Origin of the sequence: Flavimarina sp. Hel_I_48 (assembly GCF_000733945.1) — a bacterium.
GTDB lineage: Bacteria > Bacteroidota > Bacteroidia > Flavobacteriales > Flavobacteriaceae > Leeuwenhoekiella.
Map to the genome: position 1 here is coordinate 896,642 of NZ_JPOL01000002.1, position 15,533 is coordinate 912,174.

15 protein-coding genes are annotated in these 15,533 nt (G+C 40.2%); 4 read left to right on the forward strand and 11 right to left on the reverse strand.

What is annotated here, in order from left to right; all coding sequences use genetic code 11:
- Positions 1-80: 80 nt before the first annotated feature.
- Positions 81-2,159, reverse strand: coding sequence for an amino acid carrier protein (locus P162_RS04090; RefSeq protein ID WP_031425961.1), 2,079 nt, complete (start codon positions 2,157-2,159; stop codon positions 81-83).
- Positions 2,160-2,507: 348 nt separating this feature from the next.
- On the opposite strand from P162_RS04090, the gene yaaA reads away from it, so the two are divergent.
- Positions 2,508-3,272: a peroxide stress protein YaaA gene (gene yaaA, locus P162_RS04095; protein ID WP_031425962.1), complete on the forward strand. Its 765-nt coding sequence runs from the start codon at positions 2,508-2,510 to the stop codon at positions 3,270-3,272.
- A 15-nt stretch (positions 3,273-3,287) separates the two neighbouring features.
- Here yaaA and P162_RS04100 read toward each other — a convergent pair whose 3' ends face one another.
- The 6 genes from P162_RS04100 to P162_RS04125 form a co-directional block, all read right to left on the reverse strand.
- Positions 3,288-4,031: a LytR/AlgR family response regulator transcription factor gene (locus P162_RS04100; RefSeq protein ID WP_031425963.1), complete on the reverse strand. Its 744-nt coding sequence runs from the start codon at positions 4,029-4,031 to the stop codon at positions 3,288-3,290.
- A 76-nt stretch (positions 4,032-4,107) separates the two neighbouring features.
- Entirely contained in the window at positions 4,108-4,404 is a 297-nt protein-coding gene (locus tag P162_RS04105; protein WP_031425964.1) for a 2TM domain-containing protein, read from the reverse strand.
- Positions 4,405-4,407: 3 nt separating this feature from the next.
- Positions 4,408-5,730 carry a 2TM domain-containing protein gene (locus tag P162_RS04110; protein ID WP_031425965.1) on the reverse strand — a complete coding sequence of 441 codons (1,323 nt, stop codon included), beginning with the start codon at positions 5,728-5,730 and terminating at the stop codon, positions 4,408-4,410.
- Complete coding sequence (locus P162_RS04115) at positions 5,727-6,368, reverse strand: tetratricopeptide repeat protein (protein ID WP_031425966.1); 642 nt, start codon at positions 6,366-6,368, stop codon at positions 5,727-5,729. The genes P162_RS04110 and P162_RS04115 overlap by 4 nt, the downstream gene beginning before the upstream one ends.
- 191 nt (positions 6,369-6,559) lie before the next feature.
- Positions 6,560-6,919, reverse strand: coding sequence for a MauE/DoxX family redox-associated membrane protein (locus tag P162_RS04120; RefSeq protein ID WP_031425967.1), 360 nt, complete (start codon positions 6,917-6,919; stop codon positions 6,560-6,562).
- A 92-nt stretch (positions 6,920-7,011) separates the two neighbouring features.
- Positions 7,012-7,359, reverse strand: a complete 348-nt coding sequence (locus P162_RS04125; protein ID WP_031425968.1) for a DUF6249 domain-containing protein — start codon at positions 7,357-7,359, stop codon at positions 7,012-7,014.
- 139 nt (positions 7,360-7,498) lie between these two features.
- On the opposite strand from P162_RS04125, the gene P162_RS04130 reads away from it, so the two are divergent.
- Together P162_RS04130 and P162_RS04135 are read left to right on the forward strand one after the other, a co-directional pair.
- A complete protein-coding gene (locus P162_RS04130) occupies positions 7,499-8,074 on the forward strand; it encodes an RNA polymerase sigma factor (protein WP_031425969.1) in 576 nt (191 codons plus the stop codon).
- Entirely contained in the window at positions 8,071-8,484 is a 414-nt protein-coding gene (locus tag P162_RS04135; RefSeq protein WP_031425970.1) for a hypothetical protein, read from the forward strand. Before P162_RS04130 ends, P162_RS04135 begins: the two co-directional genes overlap by 4 nt.
- Here the strand turns inward: P162_RS04135 and P162_RS04140 are convergent.
- Both P162_RS04140 and P162_RS04145 read right to left on the reverse strand, forming a co-directional pair.
- Positions 8,462-9,319: a hypothetical protein gene (locus tag P162_RS04140; protein WP_164076208.1), complete on the reverse strand. Its 858-nt coding sequence runs from the start codon at positions 9,317-9,319 to the stop codon at positions 8,462-8,464. The genes P162_RS04135 and P162_RS04140 overlap by 23 nt on opposite strands.
- Positions 9,320-9,496: 177 nt before the next feature.
- Positions 9,497-9,934 carry an organic hydroperoxide resistance protein gene (locus tag P162_RS04145; protein ID WP_031425972.1) on the reverse strand — a complete coding sequence of 146 codons (438 nt, stop codon included), beginning with the start codon at positions 9,932-9,934 and terminating at the stop codon, positions 9,497-9,499.
- Positions 9,935-10,053: 119 nt separating this feature from the next.
- On the opposite strand from P162_RS04145, the gene meaB reads away from it, so the two are divergent.
- On the forward strand, positions 10,054-11,103 hold the full coding sequence (gene meaB / locus P162_RS04150; protein WP_241077726.1) for a methylmalonyl Co-A mutase-associated GTPase MeaB: 1,050 nt from the start codon (positions 10,054-10,056) through the stop codon (positions 11,101-11,103).
- A 632-nt stretch (positions 11,104-11,735) separates the two neighbouring features.
- Here meaB and rpsA read toward each other — a convergent pair.
- Together rpsA and P162_RS04165 are read right to left on the reverse strand one after the other, a co-directional pair.
- Positions 11,736-13,742: a 30S ribosomal protein S1 gene (gene rpsA, locus P162_RS04155; protein WP_241077727.1), complete on the reverse strand. Its 2,007-nt coding sequence runs from the start codon at positions 13,740-13,742 to the stop codon at positions 11,736-11,738.
- Positions 13,743-14,120: 378 nt separating this feature from the next.
- Positions 14,121-15,515, reverse strand: coding sequence for an NAD-dependent succinate-semialdehyde dehydrogenase (locus tag P162_RS04165; RefSeq protein ID WP_031425976.1), 1,395 nt, complete (start codon positions 15,513-15,515; stop codon positions 14,121-14,123).
- Positions 15,516-15,533 lie beyond the last annotated feature (18 nt).

Sequence of the window (15,533 nt, forward strand, 5' to 3'; positions counted from 1 at the left end):
TCCAATGCCTTCAATAGTTCTTATATTTCTATGAGCCCTGAAGAATGATTACGCTTTCGACCCTTTCTGCAATACTCTCTTTAGCGGGAATCTTTGACCATAAACAACTCCCCATTTTTGAGTCGTTTTAAATAGTCTTTCATATCATCACGCACTTCTCCAGACATAATGTAAAGCCCTATAATATTGGGAAAAGACATGGCAAGGATCATCATATCAGAAAAATCCAGTACAGAACCCAGACTCACCGAAGCACCAAGAACGATAAATAAAAGAAAAATACTTTTATAAATCATTTCTGATTTTTTACTCTGGCCAAAAAGATAGGTCCAGGAGCGCATTCCATAATACGACCAGGAAACCATTGTTGAAAAAGCAAAAAGGAACACGGCAAAAGCCAGTACATTGGGAAACCAGGAAATCACGCTGGCAAAAGCATCTGAGGTAAGCTCTACCCCGCCCATGCCATCTACTTCGTGCATTCCTGTAAAAATGAGCACCAGCGCGGTCATCGTGCAAACTACCATGGTGTCAATAAAAGGTTCTACCAGTGCGGTAAAACCATCTGCAATAGGATTATTGGTTTTAGAGGCACTATGGGCAATGGCTGCAGATCCCACACCGGCCTCACTGGAGAATGCGGCCCGTTGCAGACCTATGATCAGTACGCCCAGAAAACCACCTTTCATGGCTTGGGGGGAAAGCGCCCCGTTGAATATCGCTGAAAAAGCGTTGCCTATATTCTCAATATTAAAGCCAATCACGATAAGGCAGCCCACAATATAAACCAGCGCCATAAAAGGAACCACTTTACTGGTCACATTGGCAATACTATCTATACCGCCTATGATAACGATCCCCACGAGCACGGCAAATCCAATACCAAAATAAAAACCGTGACCCTGTAGCAAAGGTATTTGACTGGCAACGATCTCAAAAGCCTGATTGGATTGTAGCATATTTCCACCTCCAAAAGAAGCACCTACTCCCAGCACGGCAAACAGCACGGCCAGAAACTTGCCCAATCCTTTCATGTTCCGCTTTTCTAAGCCATAGCGTAAATAGTTCATGGGCCCACCAAAAATACGGCCGTCTTCCTTGATCGTTCGGTATTTGACACCCAGTGTACATTCTACAAACTTGAGCGACATGGCAAAAAACCCTGCAATAAACATCCAGAACGTAGCGCCTGCTCCACCTAGCGAAATGGCTACCGCTACCCCGGCAATATTACCCAGTCCCACCGTGGCCGAAACTGCTGTGGTCATGGCCTGAAAATGCCGTATTTTACCAGGTGCATCCGGATCATCAAATTTTCCCTTGGCCAGCGCTATGGAATGCCTAAAACCGCTAATGTTGACAAAGCCCAACTTAATCGTAAAGAATATACTCCCTATGATAAGCCAGATCACAATAAAGGGAATAGCATTTTTACGTTGCGTCCCGTTGGGATGCAGCAACGCAATGGGTTCATCAAAAGTCAATTCAGCAACATGATGCGCCCCCTGCTCTATAACATGTTCTTTATTTTCTGGGTTAAAAATCACGTTGCCTTCTTCTACAAGATAATGCAGCGTTCCCGTATTAGGGGAATAAATAGCAATATCCTCCGCGTTTTCTTTGCTTACAAGGGCTATTTTTTCTCCCTCTTGTACACGTTCACCTTTTCCTTTGAGCCATTTTTTAAGATAAAATTTCTTTTCGGTAGTTGCGTCCCAGTTGGGTATCGGTATCTCTTTTGAGTCAATGTAAACCTGTGGATCATAAATACCAACAGCTTCAAAGGGATCCCAAAATAATATGGCGGCCATTTGTTTAACAGCGGGTTTCATCCAGCCATTGAAGTTTTCGGTAATGGATTCTGCGGGTATTTCAAAATTCTTCTTTACGCTTTGTCCCTCGGCATCGGTCACCGTTAAGCTATAGGAAATTCCTTCTGTAAGTCCTTTCGCCTTTGAGGCCGTAAGCGGGGTCGCGTTATTGGACCACTGGTATTTGTAAGGTTTTTTACCGCCCTGAACCTCTGCTTCTACTTCGCCGTCATTTATGGTGGTCGTAGGGTTTGACTGAACCAGTTTTACTGCCAGGTCTGTATTTTCCTGACCAATGGCATTTATATGGAATAATGTAAAAATGCATAAAGTAAAAATCCTATTCATAAATAGTAATGTCTTTGAGTAATTATGGTTTAACCGAAAACAAGTCAAAATTTGTCAAATTTGGTCTAAAAATGGTCAAAAAACAGGCCTTTATCGCCCCTTTTTATCAATTTATTGCTGTTTTTCAGATTTTGCAAATATAGAGAACGAGATCTAGCTTAGCGGCTAAGATCAAATAACTTCAAAAACAAGGAATTTATCGCCTGGCAGCACTGGTCGAGTAACTCTTTATTGCAAACAGTTATCGAGCGTATTATATAGATTTCTTTTATGGAATGCTTACGTATCGCTATGAAGAATAGTCCTTTCATCCCTGTCTATTTATTATTTTTGCAACAAACAAAAGTTATGAAAATTGTCGTTTCCCCTGCCAAATCACTGGATTATGATTCAAAAATGCCCACTTCCCGGGCCACACAACCCAGGTTTCTGGAAGAGGCGGTAACACTCAATAAAAAACTGGAGCGAAAAACAAAAGCTGAAGTAGCAGCGCTTATGAGTATTAGCGATAAGTTGGCTGACCTTAACTACCAGCGCTATAAAGATTTTGAAACACCTTTTACTAAAAAAAATGCGCGCCCGGCGATGTACGCATTTGACGGTGATGTTTACACCGGCCTTGATGCCTACAGTATCCCTACGGAAAAAATTGACAAGCTACAGGATACATTGCGTATTCTCTCTGGCCTTTATGGAATTTTACGTCCACTGGATCTTATGCAGCCTTACCGCCTGGAAATGGGTACAAAATTAAAGTCTGGTCACGATGAGAACCTTTATGAATTCTGGGACGATAAGATTACAAACGCGCTCAATGACGAACTTAAAAAAGACGAAATTTTTCTTAATCTGGCGAGTCAGGAATATTTTAAATCAGTCAAAGTGGAAAAACTAAAAGTTCCCGTGGTTACCCCGGTTTTTAAAGATTACAAAAATGGAAAGCTGAAAATCATTGCCTTTTATGCCAAAAAAGCCCGCGGACTCATGGTGCGCTATATCATAGACAAGAATGTTGAAACGCTTGACGAGCTTAAAGGTTTTGATTATGAGGGTTATGGTTTTAGCGAAGAATACTCTAATCTTGATAAAAATGAGTTGGTTTTTGTACGTTAATTGCCCATAAATACTCTATTCCAGCCAGTTTTTGAAATCCTTTACGCGTTCGCGGGCAACGATAAACGCGCTTCCATCCACTTTTTTTAAGTTTATCTTTAACCTTGAATTTGTGTACGCCACAATATCTTCAATGGCTTTAAGCTGAATGATAACCTGGCGGTTGATCCTAAAGAACTTTTCGGGATCCAGTTCCTTTTCCAGCATATCTAAGGTGGTATCTAGCAGATAGGATCTCCCGTGCTCATTTTTGAGGTAGGTAGCCTTATTTTCGGTATAAAAACAGGTTATTTCGCTCGTTTCGACGATTTTTAAATGTTGGCCTACACTTATGGTAAAGCGGGTTTTATACGATTTCCCGGTCAGCAATTCCTTAAAATAATTTGCGTCAAATTGAGTCGATTGTGATTTATTGACCGATTTAAATTTTGCTACAGCCGAATGTAATTCGTTTTGATCAATGGGCTTGAGAAGATAATCAACACTGTTCAGTTTGAAGGCCTTTAAAGCATATTCATCATAGGCTGTGGTGAAAATCACGGCACTCTTAACATCCACCTTTTCAAAAATCTCGAAAGAAAGTCCGTCGCTCAATTGAATATCAAGGAATATAAGATCAGGATGTTCATTTTCTGAAAACCAGGTTATTCCCTCAGCAACAGAATGCAGCATGGTTTCCACCTCCAGATTTTCTTTGGACAGCATGCGGTGAAGCCTGCGGGCTGCCGGCTTTTCATCTTCAATAAGTACTACTTTCATTCCATTTTTAAATTAATATTCCTCTTTATTTCAGTCTTCATCATTGGACATTTAACAGCGATCTTTATTAAAAATTCTATTCCCAGTGTTGTCGTTCTTCGTCTTTTGCCATGTACTGCTTGATCTTTCGTTCTTCCCATTTTCTATTGAACATGGGATTTTTTTCAAAAGCCTTTAGATAGTCAAAAAACACACCAATGCCCCATCCAAATGTGATCCATAAGAAAAAGGGATACGCCCAGTTGTTTTCGTAATAATTATAAATGATCAGTACCGCATTGATGATTATGTACGTGGAAAGATGAATATAAAAAGCTTTGATTTTTTCCACTTTGTGCTTTGCTTCGAGGTATTTCTCTTCCGTATTTTTCATGATTTAGTCTTTTTTATGCATTATTTGTTTGATTTTCCGCGCTTCCCATTCTCTTCCGAAAAATGGATGATAATTGAAAGCAGCAAAACCGTGAAATAGAATCCCTATCCCCCAACCCATCGCTGGGAAAATAACCCAGGGAAAAGAGGTTGAAAGATAATTGAATACGGCCAGCATGGGGATAATGATACAATAGGAAGTTAGGTTACCGTAAAATGCCTTTTCTTTTTCTACTTGTTTTTTAGCTCGTGAATAGCTGTTTGAATCATCAAATGTAGTTTCTGTCATTGCCATGGGTTTTGTTTGTTTGGTTAATAAGGGTAATGAAACAATAAACGCGTCGTCTGTTTTTAGGATTTCAACCTCGCGACGGGTCAATAAGTTGTAGCGGCTTTTGATATTGGCGAGCCCTACGCCCGTTTTGTTTTTTAAAATTTCTTTTGGCTGTAGCTTATTTTTAACCACCAGCATATTTTGGTATTTTCTAATGCTTATTTTCAAAGGAGAAGACGGCGTTACTTTATTATGTTTTACGGTATTTTCCAGTAAAAGCTGAAGCGAAAGCGGTACAACCTTAGCTTCACTTTGCAGCAATTCTTCTGAAAATTCAAAAATGATGGCATCTTCAAAGCGCATCTTCAGCAGTTCCATATACAATTTAGCAAACCGAAGCTCTTCGCCCACGGTGACCAGATCTTTGTTTTTTTGTTCCAGGACATAGCGATATACTTTAGAAAGCGAACCGGTAAATTTTTGTGCTTTTTCAGGGTTCTCTTCTATTAATGACGCAAGTACATTGAGACTGTTGAACAAAAAGTGGGGATCCAGCTGATTTTTAAGGGCGTCAAACTGCGCGTTTGCGGTGCCGGCTATAATTTTCTGTTCTTTTACTTTTTGTTCCTGTAACGCTTTATAAAAATAAATGAGATAGAATACCAGCATCACGGCGATCGTAAAGATCAAGGGGAAAAAATAATAGGAGATTTTTTCATTTTCCAAAAACTCAGATAGCGTATATTTATCTACAAAAAGTATTAGGTGTACCGCCCGGCAAATAAAATAGGTGACCATGGTAATCACTATAGAACCTGTTGTCGCCAAAACAATACGCTTCACTATTGCTTTTTGCCAGCCAATTTTTTGGTTGAAATATCTAAAAAAAGTGGAATTGACCACAGATAGTGTAAAAGAGTAGAAAAAGAAAATCCCCAGCTGCTGCATATCAAAAAAATCAGACATTTCAGTATCTGTAAAAACCAGGTTTATCAGGATCACAATCCCCGTAATCAACAAACTTATTCTGAAAAATCGGGATATAGTTTTCATACTTTTGTATCAAAAGATGAATAATTGCATTTGGTCAGGGCTTTCTTAAGCTGATTTTTCCCCCAATCTGGATAAAAAGGCTCATCACTTTTAAAGTCTTCCAGTAGTTTGCCGGCGTTTTGTAAATCCTCACAAATAGACTTCGTACTGCCTCCTGTATACTTGGCACTTTCCAGATTAAACCTTGCCTTTTCAATTACCACGCGTGGGTTTTCTGGCGCTATGCCAATGGCTTTAGAATAAATCTCCATGACTTTGGGATAATAAAGCTGCCCATTTTTCATGGGTTCTTTTGCAAGATAAACAGTATAAATAAGAGCCTGTATGACCAATAATTCGGCATTTTGAGGAGATTTTTTAAGTTCGCTGTCAATAGCTTCCTGCGCTTTGTTGAGGATTTCAGTTGTTGAATCCTGATCTGTACTATTGAGCGCTGCCGTTGCGTTGATAAGACCTATATAATAGTTGGGCAGCCATTGCTCGGGATGGGCAGCTGCAATCTTTTCGAATTTGGCGGAAGCTTCGGCGGTATCATCTTGTTGCCAGGTTTGCAGGGCATTTTTCATGGCAACATCATAATTCTGCGCACCCAGCACCTGGGCTAAAAAAAGGTTGATTAAGAGTAGAACGATTTTCATAATGAATTGGTTTTAAAATTAATAACACCGTAAAAATGCCAGAAAACCCGCTCTTTACAAATTTAATTTTACTGGACTGTTGTTTTTTATTGCTGAAGTGTCATTTCCTTATAGTTTCAGAATTCCAATTCTTAACTAAAGCTGCCCCGCCAAAACTTCAGGAAAATATTCCGAAGAAAAATTTTATATCCTTAAAGGCTCAAATAGCAGTATGCCCAGTAGATTAACCCAAATTGCATTAGAATACGCACAATAAGAAGCCATTTTGGGAAACCCGCCGCAGCTTTTTCAGAAGAAAGCATATGAAAATGAACCATAAAAAAAAGTGCCAGCATGAGCATAATGCCCCAGAGCGCAAGATCTTTTGTAAGCGGAAAACATACGGCAATCCCCAGTATAATCTCGGCAAGGCCACTTAAATAGACAAGCAGTTTAGGTGCGGGAAGGTATCTGGGCATGATGCGCAAATAGATAGCGGGTTTTATAAAATGCATGCAGCCGGCAATTACGTACATTATGCCCATTAAATATAAATGCCAAGGATAGTCCATAAGGTCTGAATTTAGTTTAGCTAAATTAATTAAAATAAAACGCCCACCGTTTAGTAAACGGTGGGCGTTTCAAAAGATGCCGTTTTTTTCTTCTATTTAATAAGTCTGCGGGTAAGAAAAAAGCCCACGATCAAACTTATTCCACTCATTACAAAAACCGAAGCCGTAACTGCCGCTCCTTCATTGAATTCAAAAGCGTACCTTAGACTAAACCCTAAAATAATCCCTAAACCTACCCCTAGCAGCAATAAGCCTAAATTAAGTAAAAGAATTTTCCATACCGGGGCACTTTGCCCGTTCCCTTTGCTCCTAACGAAAATATTGGCATCTGCCCCTTTCTCAATAAGCGCCAGGCGTTCTTTGTTCCTGGTTGAATAATACAGGTAAAAAACACCGAAAATCACTAAAAATGCACTGATAAATACTAATTCTGCTCCCATAACAATTGATTTTTTTGATTGATACTTAAATTCACAGGTTAAGACCATTGAAAAGGAATTCTGGTTACAGATTTTATAAATTTATTTTTCTGCCCTAAATTGTAACCGTTCTTGCAAACGTGATGTCTTATCGAGGACCATGAACCAAAAGGACGACAACCAACTTATAGAGACTATACGCGATGGCAAGACGAACGCTTACGCGGTTCTAATAGAACGCTATGAGCGGTTAGTCTTTAGCCTCGCGCTGCGTATGATGAAAAACAGGGAAGATGCCGAAGAAGTTGCACAGGATGTTTTCGTAAAGGCCTATCAATCCCTGAATAGCTTTAAGGGCGAAGCAAAATTTTCAAGTTGGTTGTACCGCATCACTTACAATCGATCCCTCGATATGCTTGCCCGAAAAAAAAGACAACCAACATTTGAAAACACGGAAACAATAGTAAATCTTAATTTAGACGCCATTGAAAACGTGCTGGATGCCATGGAGCGTAAAACACAACAGGAACTTATTCAACAAGCTATAAACCAACTGGAAGCGGACGAGGCTTTTGTGATAAGTATTTATTATTATCAAGATCAATCTGTAAAAGAAATAGCTGAAATTACGGGTCTAAGTGAAAGCAATGTCAAAATCAAACTATACCGCAGCCGAAAAAAACTTTTTGGCTTGCTGGAAAGGATGCCCGCATTCAATAAAGAAGAATTCTTATGAAAGAGGAAGAAAAAATAAAAATACTAAGTGATAAATATCTGGGCAATTTACCCTTAGAACAGCCCGCTGCAGATTTCTCAGATAAAATTATGCAGCAATTGCAGGTTACTACAGTAGATCATTCCTACTTTATGTATAAACCCCTAATCAGCAGACGGGGCTGGGCCGCTATATTTTGTATGTTGGGAGTATTTGTTGGCTATTACTCAATTTATGGCGACAAAAACATAACATCACAAGAATTTGAATGGGTTGCAATTAAAATACAAGCTTTTTTAAGCATTGCTCCTATGCGAACATTACCACAAATGTCAGGAACATTTATTTCCATAATGTTGATATTTAGTGTGATGGCAATAATTGAACTTACGATATTGAATAAAATATTTAATTACCGCTCTTCTCAATAATCTTGAATGAAGTGGGTTGTGTAAATAAATTGGGACCGGGGTCCTTAAAATTTATATTGCTCAAAACTGCTTCACCGATGGGGTCGCCCTGAAGACCATCTGCTTCTGACCAATTGTAAAACTTCCACGAGGTAGCCACCGGGACGGTCTGTACTTCCTGATAATTGTCATAAACTATACAATGCGGATTTTTCTCTGCCTCAGCCTGTTTTTTACCACCATAGGTCACGATGTACGCCGCTGCGTGCACCGTTTCATCTTCGTTTAGGTAAATTAGATACCAATCGTCTGGGCTGTTACCTGTCCCAGGTGCAAAGGTCAATTTATATGTTTCCCTAAGTTCCCCATCAAAATCCCGTTCTCCTAGACGTTCTAGATTTGCCCCCTGATCATCTAATTTAAACGGAAGTGCAAAAAAGTATGGCCAGGTAAACAAATCAAAACGTGCATTGTCAGAAACTGCTGTCTCTGGCGATAAATAGGCTTTATCATCTGCAAAAATCAAGCTGGTTCCATCCGTTTTATCCATATGGATTTTTGAACTGTTGGTCATCATGGTAATTCTGGCATTAAAACCCTCTTTACCGTTAAAATCAAGATCCAAGTCAAACGCGACCGCGGGATGCTCCATGAACTCTTTTTTGTGGTGCGCCCGTTCGATATTCTGAACAAAAGCTTCTTCCAGACTGGGAGCTCCGGCGCCATTACCATTATTCGCTTCAACCGGTATCATTTTTTGATCTTTTTCTACCCCTGGCGATTGATTTTTATCCTGTTCTTTACAACCTAAAATCAAAAAGAAAAGTGCGAAATAGGAAAGGTTTATTTTTATCACAATGGTATTTTTAAAGATTTGAGTCAAAGTTATATTTTAGAAATAAGTAATTTGAAGGTTAGTAAAGAAGATCGATCAATAAACTTAAAATATACTTTTCCAACAACTTATATAAAAAAAATGGAAGATGGTTGGGCAAACCATACTTCCATTTTAGTCGTTTAGTATTACAATATTTTATTCCTCTTCATCCGTATCTAAAAGCAAGTTCAAGGTAACATCTATATTGTCTGCAGTGGCACGCGAGTATGGGCAAACCTCATGCGCCTCGTTGACCAGTTTTTCGCCAGTTTCCGTATCTACCGTGGGCAGATAAGAATCAAGAACTACGGCCAACTGAAACATGTCATCTTCATCTTTACCAAGTTTTACGGTCGCTTTTACCGTATAGTCGCCAAGATCTATTTTGTGGCTTCGCGCCACGTGCGCAAGGGCACTACCAAAACAAGCCGAATATCCCGCTGCAAAGAACTGCTCTGGGTTCGCTCCTTTTCCGCCAGAACCGCCCATACTTTTAGGTATGCTCAAATCAAAATCAATCGTTCCATCTTCGGTCTGAACGCTGGAATCCCTTCCGCCCTGAGCCGTTGCTTTGGCTGTATATATTGCTTTCATAGTCTTTCAAGTTTTAATGAATAAACAAGATAACAATACTGTTACGTCCCATCAACCGCCCGTTCTTAAACATTTCATAAAAAACAATTGATTAACTTTGAATTCTTATGCCCTAAAAATTGCTGAATTTCGACCTCGTGAAAGAAAGTAAACATATAAGTACCGCTGCAGCGGAAAAGATCATAGCCCGAAGAAGATTGTCGGTGGACTCCAGCGAACTTATCCGTCAGATTTTAGATGGAAATACCACTGCGCTCAGCCGTGGGATAACACTTATAGAAAGCAGGGCTGCAAATCATAATGCAATCGCCCAGGAGCTTATTGAAGGTTGCCTCCCGCATGCGAATACTTCTCTGCGTATAGGGATCACCGGTGTACCGGGCGTGGGAAAAAGCACGTTTATTGAAACCTTTGGTAATTTGCTCATTCAGAAAGGAAAGAAAGTGGCCGTTCTCGCGGTTGATCCCAGCAGCGGACTTTCAAACGGGAGTATCCTGGGCGATAAGACGCGTATGCAGACCCTTTCTGTACATCCAAAGGCATTTATCAGGCCGTCCGCTTCCGGGGATTCCCTGGGCGGCGTGGCACGCAAAACCCGCGAGGCGATAATTCTTTGCGAAGCCGCTGGTTTTGATATTATTATTGTGGAAACGGTGGGCGTGGGACAAAGTGAGGTTGCCGTACATTCCATGACTGATTTCTTTTTACTGCTGAAACTTGCCGGGGCCGGGGATGAACTACAGGGCATTAAACGGGGCATTATTGAAATGGCCGATGCCATCCTCATCAATAAAGCCGATGGCGAAATGGAAAAAGCAGCGGCAATGGCCAAAAATGCATTTGCAAAAGCACTTCATCTCTACCCTCTCAAAGCTAGCGAATGGCAACCTAAAGTATCCACCTGCAGCGCACTACACAGTAAAGGTGTGGAAGATGCCTGGAAAATCATCGAAAATTACCTAAAAACTACCCAAAACAACGGTTTTTTTGAGAAAAACAGAAGAAATCAAAACAGCTATTGGCTGCGTCAAAGTATAGAAAATGCTTTAAAAGATGACTTTTATGGCAAAAAAGAGGTAAAAAACAGCTTTTCTGACTATCTGAAAGCCATAAATTCAGGCAAAATGACCCCGTTTCAGGCAGCAGCGGAATTGTTGAAGTTGCGCTGATTTAGATCAAGGAATTGAGAGAAGAGAGAAGAGAGAAAAGAGAAAAGAGAAAAGAGAAAAGATTAATTTTTAAAAATGAAATTCTTTAAAGCTCCTTTCTTTTTTATTGGAAATTGGTCACTAGTGTAGGTAAAAAATTTGTAAGGCTCAAAAGGCTAGGAATCGTGATAAAATGCTCAACTACCAACCTATGCATAGAAAAACAACTTTGCGTTAAGGATTGTAGTGGAAATCCTTTTTGCGAGGCACGAGCAAAAAGATTGAAACGTAAAGCCTGACCCGCAGGGTAACGCCCAAAGAACTTAAAATACCTCAAAACTTACCGTAAAAGTCTGAAAAGAGTAAGATTAAGCTATAAACTACTTTCAAATAACCAACTATAACCTACTTATTCTGCGTTAGGGATTGAAGTGAATTGGTCTGCCTCTTCCGGGAGGAAGCCTTTTTGTGAGGTACAAGCAAAAATACTGTAACGTAAAGCCCCACCCGCAGGGAAACGCCCAGAAATCAAAGTAATAGCTAAATAAACAGATAATTGGGATCACTTTTATCTATTTTCAAATTAAGGCATAAAAAAACCCTCTGGATTGCTCCAAAGGGTTTTTTCTTATTTAGAAATGTAATTCGGTTAATTATTTACCGCCTTCCATTTTTCTTTTCAATTCTGCAAGTGCATCATTGGTATCTCCAAAGGTAGGTGCGCTGGCCGCTGCAGAGTCTGCCGCTTTCTTGGCAGCTTGCTTAACGATCTTCGCTTCCTCTTCCCTAAACAATGCGGTATGCGATGCAACTACACGTTTAAAGTCTTTGTTGAATTCAATGATCTGGAACTGTGCTTCTTCACCTTGTTTTAGTTTGCTACCATCTTCTTTCTCTAAATGACGGTTAGGCACGAATGCGTTTATGTCATCATTGAAATCTATGGTGGCTCCCTTATCTACGATCTCAGCGATTGTAGCGGTGTGCTTGGTTCCCACAGCAAATTCATCTTCATATTTATCCCATGGGTTATCTTCGATCTGTTTGTGACCCAGACTTAATTTACGTCCGTCCACATCTAGTTCAAGAACAACAACATCAAGTTTTGCACCTATATCAGTAAATTCTGATGGGTGTTTGATCTTCTTGGTCCAGGAAAGATCAGAGATATAGATGAGACCATCAATACCTTCTTCAAGCTCTACAAAGACACCAAAGTTGGTAAAGTTACGCACAATACCATTGTGGCGTGAACCTACAGGGTATTTGGTCGTAATATCGGTCCAAGGATCCTGGCTCAATTGCTTGATACCAAGGGACATTTTACGATCTTCACGGTCCATGGTAAGGATTTCGGCTTCTACGACATCACCTACGTTTACGAAGTCCTGAGCGCTGCGCAAGTGCGTAGACCATGACATTTCGCTTACGTGGATCAATCCTTCCACTCCTTCTTCCACTTCAACAAAAGCACCGTAATCTGCAATTACAACTACTTTTCCTTTCACGCGGTCACCAACTTTAAGTTCGTCACCAAGGGCTTCCCATGGGTGTTTCTTAAGTTGTTTAAGACCAAGTTGGATACGTGTTTTATCTTCGTCAAAGTCAAGAATAACCACATTGAGTTTTTGATCAAGATCAACAATCTCATTAGGGTGATTGATTCTAGACCAGCTAAGATCTGTAATGTGAACCAATCCATCTACGCCGCCCAGGTCAACAAACACACCGTAAGAGGTGATGTTTTTAACGGTACCTTCAAGTACCTGACCTTTTTCAAGCTGGCTGATGATTTCTTTTTTCTGCTCTTCAATATCTGCCTCGATAAGTGCTTTATGCGAAACAACAACGTTTTTGAATTCCTGGTTGATCTTAACAACTTTGAATTCCATTGTTTTGTTAACATACGCATCGTAATCGCGGATAGGCTTCACATCGATCTGAGATCCCGGAAGGAACGCTTCGATACCAAACACATCTACGATCATACCACCCTTAGTTCGAGCTTTGACAAAACCGGTAACGATCGTACCATCTTCATGCGCTTTATTGATACGTTCCCATGATTTGATCACACGGGCTTTACGGTGAGAAAGGATCAATTGACCCGTAGCATCCTCACGTACATCAATAAGTACATCAACAGTATCGCCCACCTTCATATCAGGATTGTAACGAAACTCGTTAAGGGAGATAACACCTTCTGACTTGGCATTGATATCAATGATCGCATCACGCTCGGTAATATTGATCACGGTACCTTCTACCACTTCATCATCAAGGGTATCAACAAAATTTTCCTTTACCAGCTTTTCAAACTCTTCAAGCTTGCCGTCATCAATGACGTCAATACCTTCTTCATAGTTGTGCCAGTTAAATTCTGAAAGGAATTTTTCTGGATTGGCCTGCGCCGCACTTCTATGATCTTTGGATTCAGGTACAGAACCAGTTGCAAGTTCTTCCGCACGGGCTACCGTACTTTTGATCTCAACTTCTTCTTGCCTTTTAGGCTCGTCAGAAGTATTTGCCTTAGTCGCAAGTTCGTCAAGGGAATCTTCATCAATAGAATCTGCTCTCTCTACGGTTTCTTTAGCCTGGGCTACTTCCTTTTTCGTTCCCTCGTTCTGAGGATTTGGATTTGTTTTTTCTTCTTCAGCCATTGCTGATCAATAATTTGTATTCTGCATTACCCTGGAAGCAAAGCAACGGAGTTTTGCAAAAGTGGTTTACTTTTTTGATTTTCAATCCCTTTTGACGCTTCCTAACGTTGCCAAAAGGAGGGCAAAAGTACAACATTTCTAATAATAAACAACCTAAGATTCAAGGCAAAAATTGAAATTTAACCGAATCCCTAAAATTATGAATATCAATACGTTCCAAAATACCGAAAAACAACCTTTTTTAATTCGGAAAACAACCAATTATCGCCCTATTGAGCTGTTTTTTATCCTAAATCTTCACTCTAAAATTGTATATAATGAAAAAGCCAATACCGGCAAAATACCGGTATTGGCCTTGAATTTTAAAAACTATAATTCTTAGCTGTTTAAACGCATGATCGCTTTGCTATTTACGAATTCTTTAATTCCGAAGCCGCCGTGTTCCCTTCCATAGCCAGAGTTCTTCACTCCGCCAAAAGGCATATTGGGCTGTGCTACGCCAAAAGAATTTACGAATACCATACCGGTATCAAAATGCGTTTTTGCCAATTCAAAAGCTTTATCTTCATCTTTAGAGAAAATACCACCACCTAAACCGAAACGACTGTCATTTGCGATACGCATGGCATCTTCATCATCTTTTGCTTTGATGATAGATGCAACCGGGCCGAATAATTCATCATCATAGGCCGGCTGACCAGGTTTTACATCCACAAGAACCGTAGCTGGGTAGTACGATCCATTCCCTTCAGGGATTTCTCCTCCACATAGAATTTTTGCTCCGTTTTTTACGCTCTGCTCCACTTGTTCATGAAGATCATCTCTCAAGTCTTTACGAGCCATAGGTCCCAATTGTGTATTCTCATCATTGGGATCGCCCAACTTGACCTGTTTCATTTTCGCCACATATTTATCTGTAAATGCGTCGAAATTCTTTTCGGTCACGATGAAACGTTTTGCTGCTACACAGGTTTCTCCATTGTTGTAGATCCTACCTTTCACACACCATTCTACAGCAGTTTCTAAGTCAGCATCATCAAGCACCATATAGCCATCATTTGAACCAAGTTCAAGTACAGTCTTTTTAAGCGCTCCCGCTGCTTTTTCTGCTACGGCTCTTCCACCTTTAGGGCTACCGGTAAAGGTTACACCGCGCACCTGATCGTTCTCAATTATTTTGTCTGATTGATCGTGGGTTATGATAAGTACGGTAAAAAGATTTTCAGGAAGTCCGGCTTCTTTTAATACGCGCTCAATCAACAATGCACTTCCAGTTACACCTTCCGCATGTTTTAATAATACGCCGTTACCAGCCATTAAGTTGGCGATAGTATAGCGCATTACCTGATATAGTGGGAAATTCCATGGCTGAATACCATAAATGACACCAATGGGAGCATGCGTTATTAGTCCGCGGCCACCGTTAGGCAATTCCCGTTCTTCGTCTTCTAATTCCTTGATTCCGTTTTTAGCGGTATATTCACATATTGCAGCGCAAAGGTCTACTTCATCTTCCCCCTGGGCTTTCAATTTTCCCATTTCGTCAATCATTAGATCAACGAACTCTTTTTTGTTATTCTTTAAATTTTCACCAACCTTCTTTAAAACTTCTCCACGTTCTTCCGCAGATTTTAATTTCCATTGGGTAAATGCTTTGTGACAGTTGGCAACAGCATCTGCTGCTTGTTGATCTGTCATAAATGCGTATGTTTTCAGTTTTTCTCCATTTGCAGGATTCACAGTTGTAATCCCTTTATCATCTATAATTGCCATAACTATTCTAATTTTAAA

What these genes read in the sequence shown, in the direction of transcription:
- P162_RS04090 (WP_031425961.1), bottom strand. Translation starts at nt 2,159, where the DNA reads ATGAATAGGATTTTTACTTTATGCATTTTTACATTATTCCATATAAAT.
- yaaA (WP_031425962.1), top strand. Translation starts at nt 2,508, where the DNA reads ATGAAAATTGTCGTTTCCCCTGCCAAATCACTGGATTATGATTCAAAA.
- P162_RS04100 (WP_031425963.1), bottom strand. Translation starts at nt 4,031, where the DNA reads ATGAAAGTAGTACTTATTGAAGATGAAAAGCCGGCAGCCCGCAGGCTT.
- P162_RS04105 (WP_031425964.1), bottom strand. Translation starts at nt 4,404, where the DNA reads ATGAAAAATACGGAAGAGAAATACCTCGAAGCAAAGCACAAAGTGGAA.
- P162_RS04110 (WP_031425965.1), bottom strand. Translation starts at nt 5,730, where the DNA reads ATGAAAACTATATCCCGATTTTTCAGAATAAGTTTGTTGATTACGGGG.
- P162_RS04115 (WP_031425966.1), bottom strand. Translation starts at nt 6,368, where the DNA reads ATGAAAATCGTTCTACTCTTAATCAACCTTTTTTTAGCCCAGGTGCTG.
- P162_RS04120 (WP_031425967.1), bottom strand. Translation starts at nt 6,919, where the DNA reads ATGGACTATCCTTGGCATTTATATTTAATGGGCATAATGTACGTAATT.
- P162_RS04125 (WP_031425968.1), bottom strand. Translation starts at nt 7,359, where the DNA reads ATGGGAGCAGAATTAGTATTTATCAGTGCATTTTTAGTGATTTTCGGT.
- P162_RS04130 (WP_031425969.1), top strand. Translation starts at nt 7,499, where the DNA reads ATGAACCAAAAGGACGACAACCAACTTATAGAGACTATACGCGATGGC.
- P162_RS04135 (WP_031425970.1), top strand. Translation starts at nt 8,071, where the DNA reads ATGAAAGAGGAAGAAAAAATAAAAATACTAAGTGATAAATATCTGGGC.
- P162_RS04145 (WP_031425972.1), bottom strand. Translation starts at nt 9,934, where the DNA reads ATGAAAGCAATATATACAGCCAAAGCAACGGCTCAGGGCGGAAGGGAT.
- rpsA (WP_241077727.1), bottom strand. Translation starts at nt 13,742, where the DNA reads ATGGCTGAAGAAGAAAAAACAAATCCAAATCCTCAGAACGAGGGAACG.
- P162_RS04165 (WP_031425976.1), bottom strand. Translation starts at nt 15,515, where the DNA reads ATGGCAATTATAGATGATAAAGGGATTACAACTGTGAATCCTGCAAAT.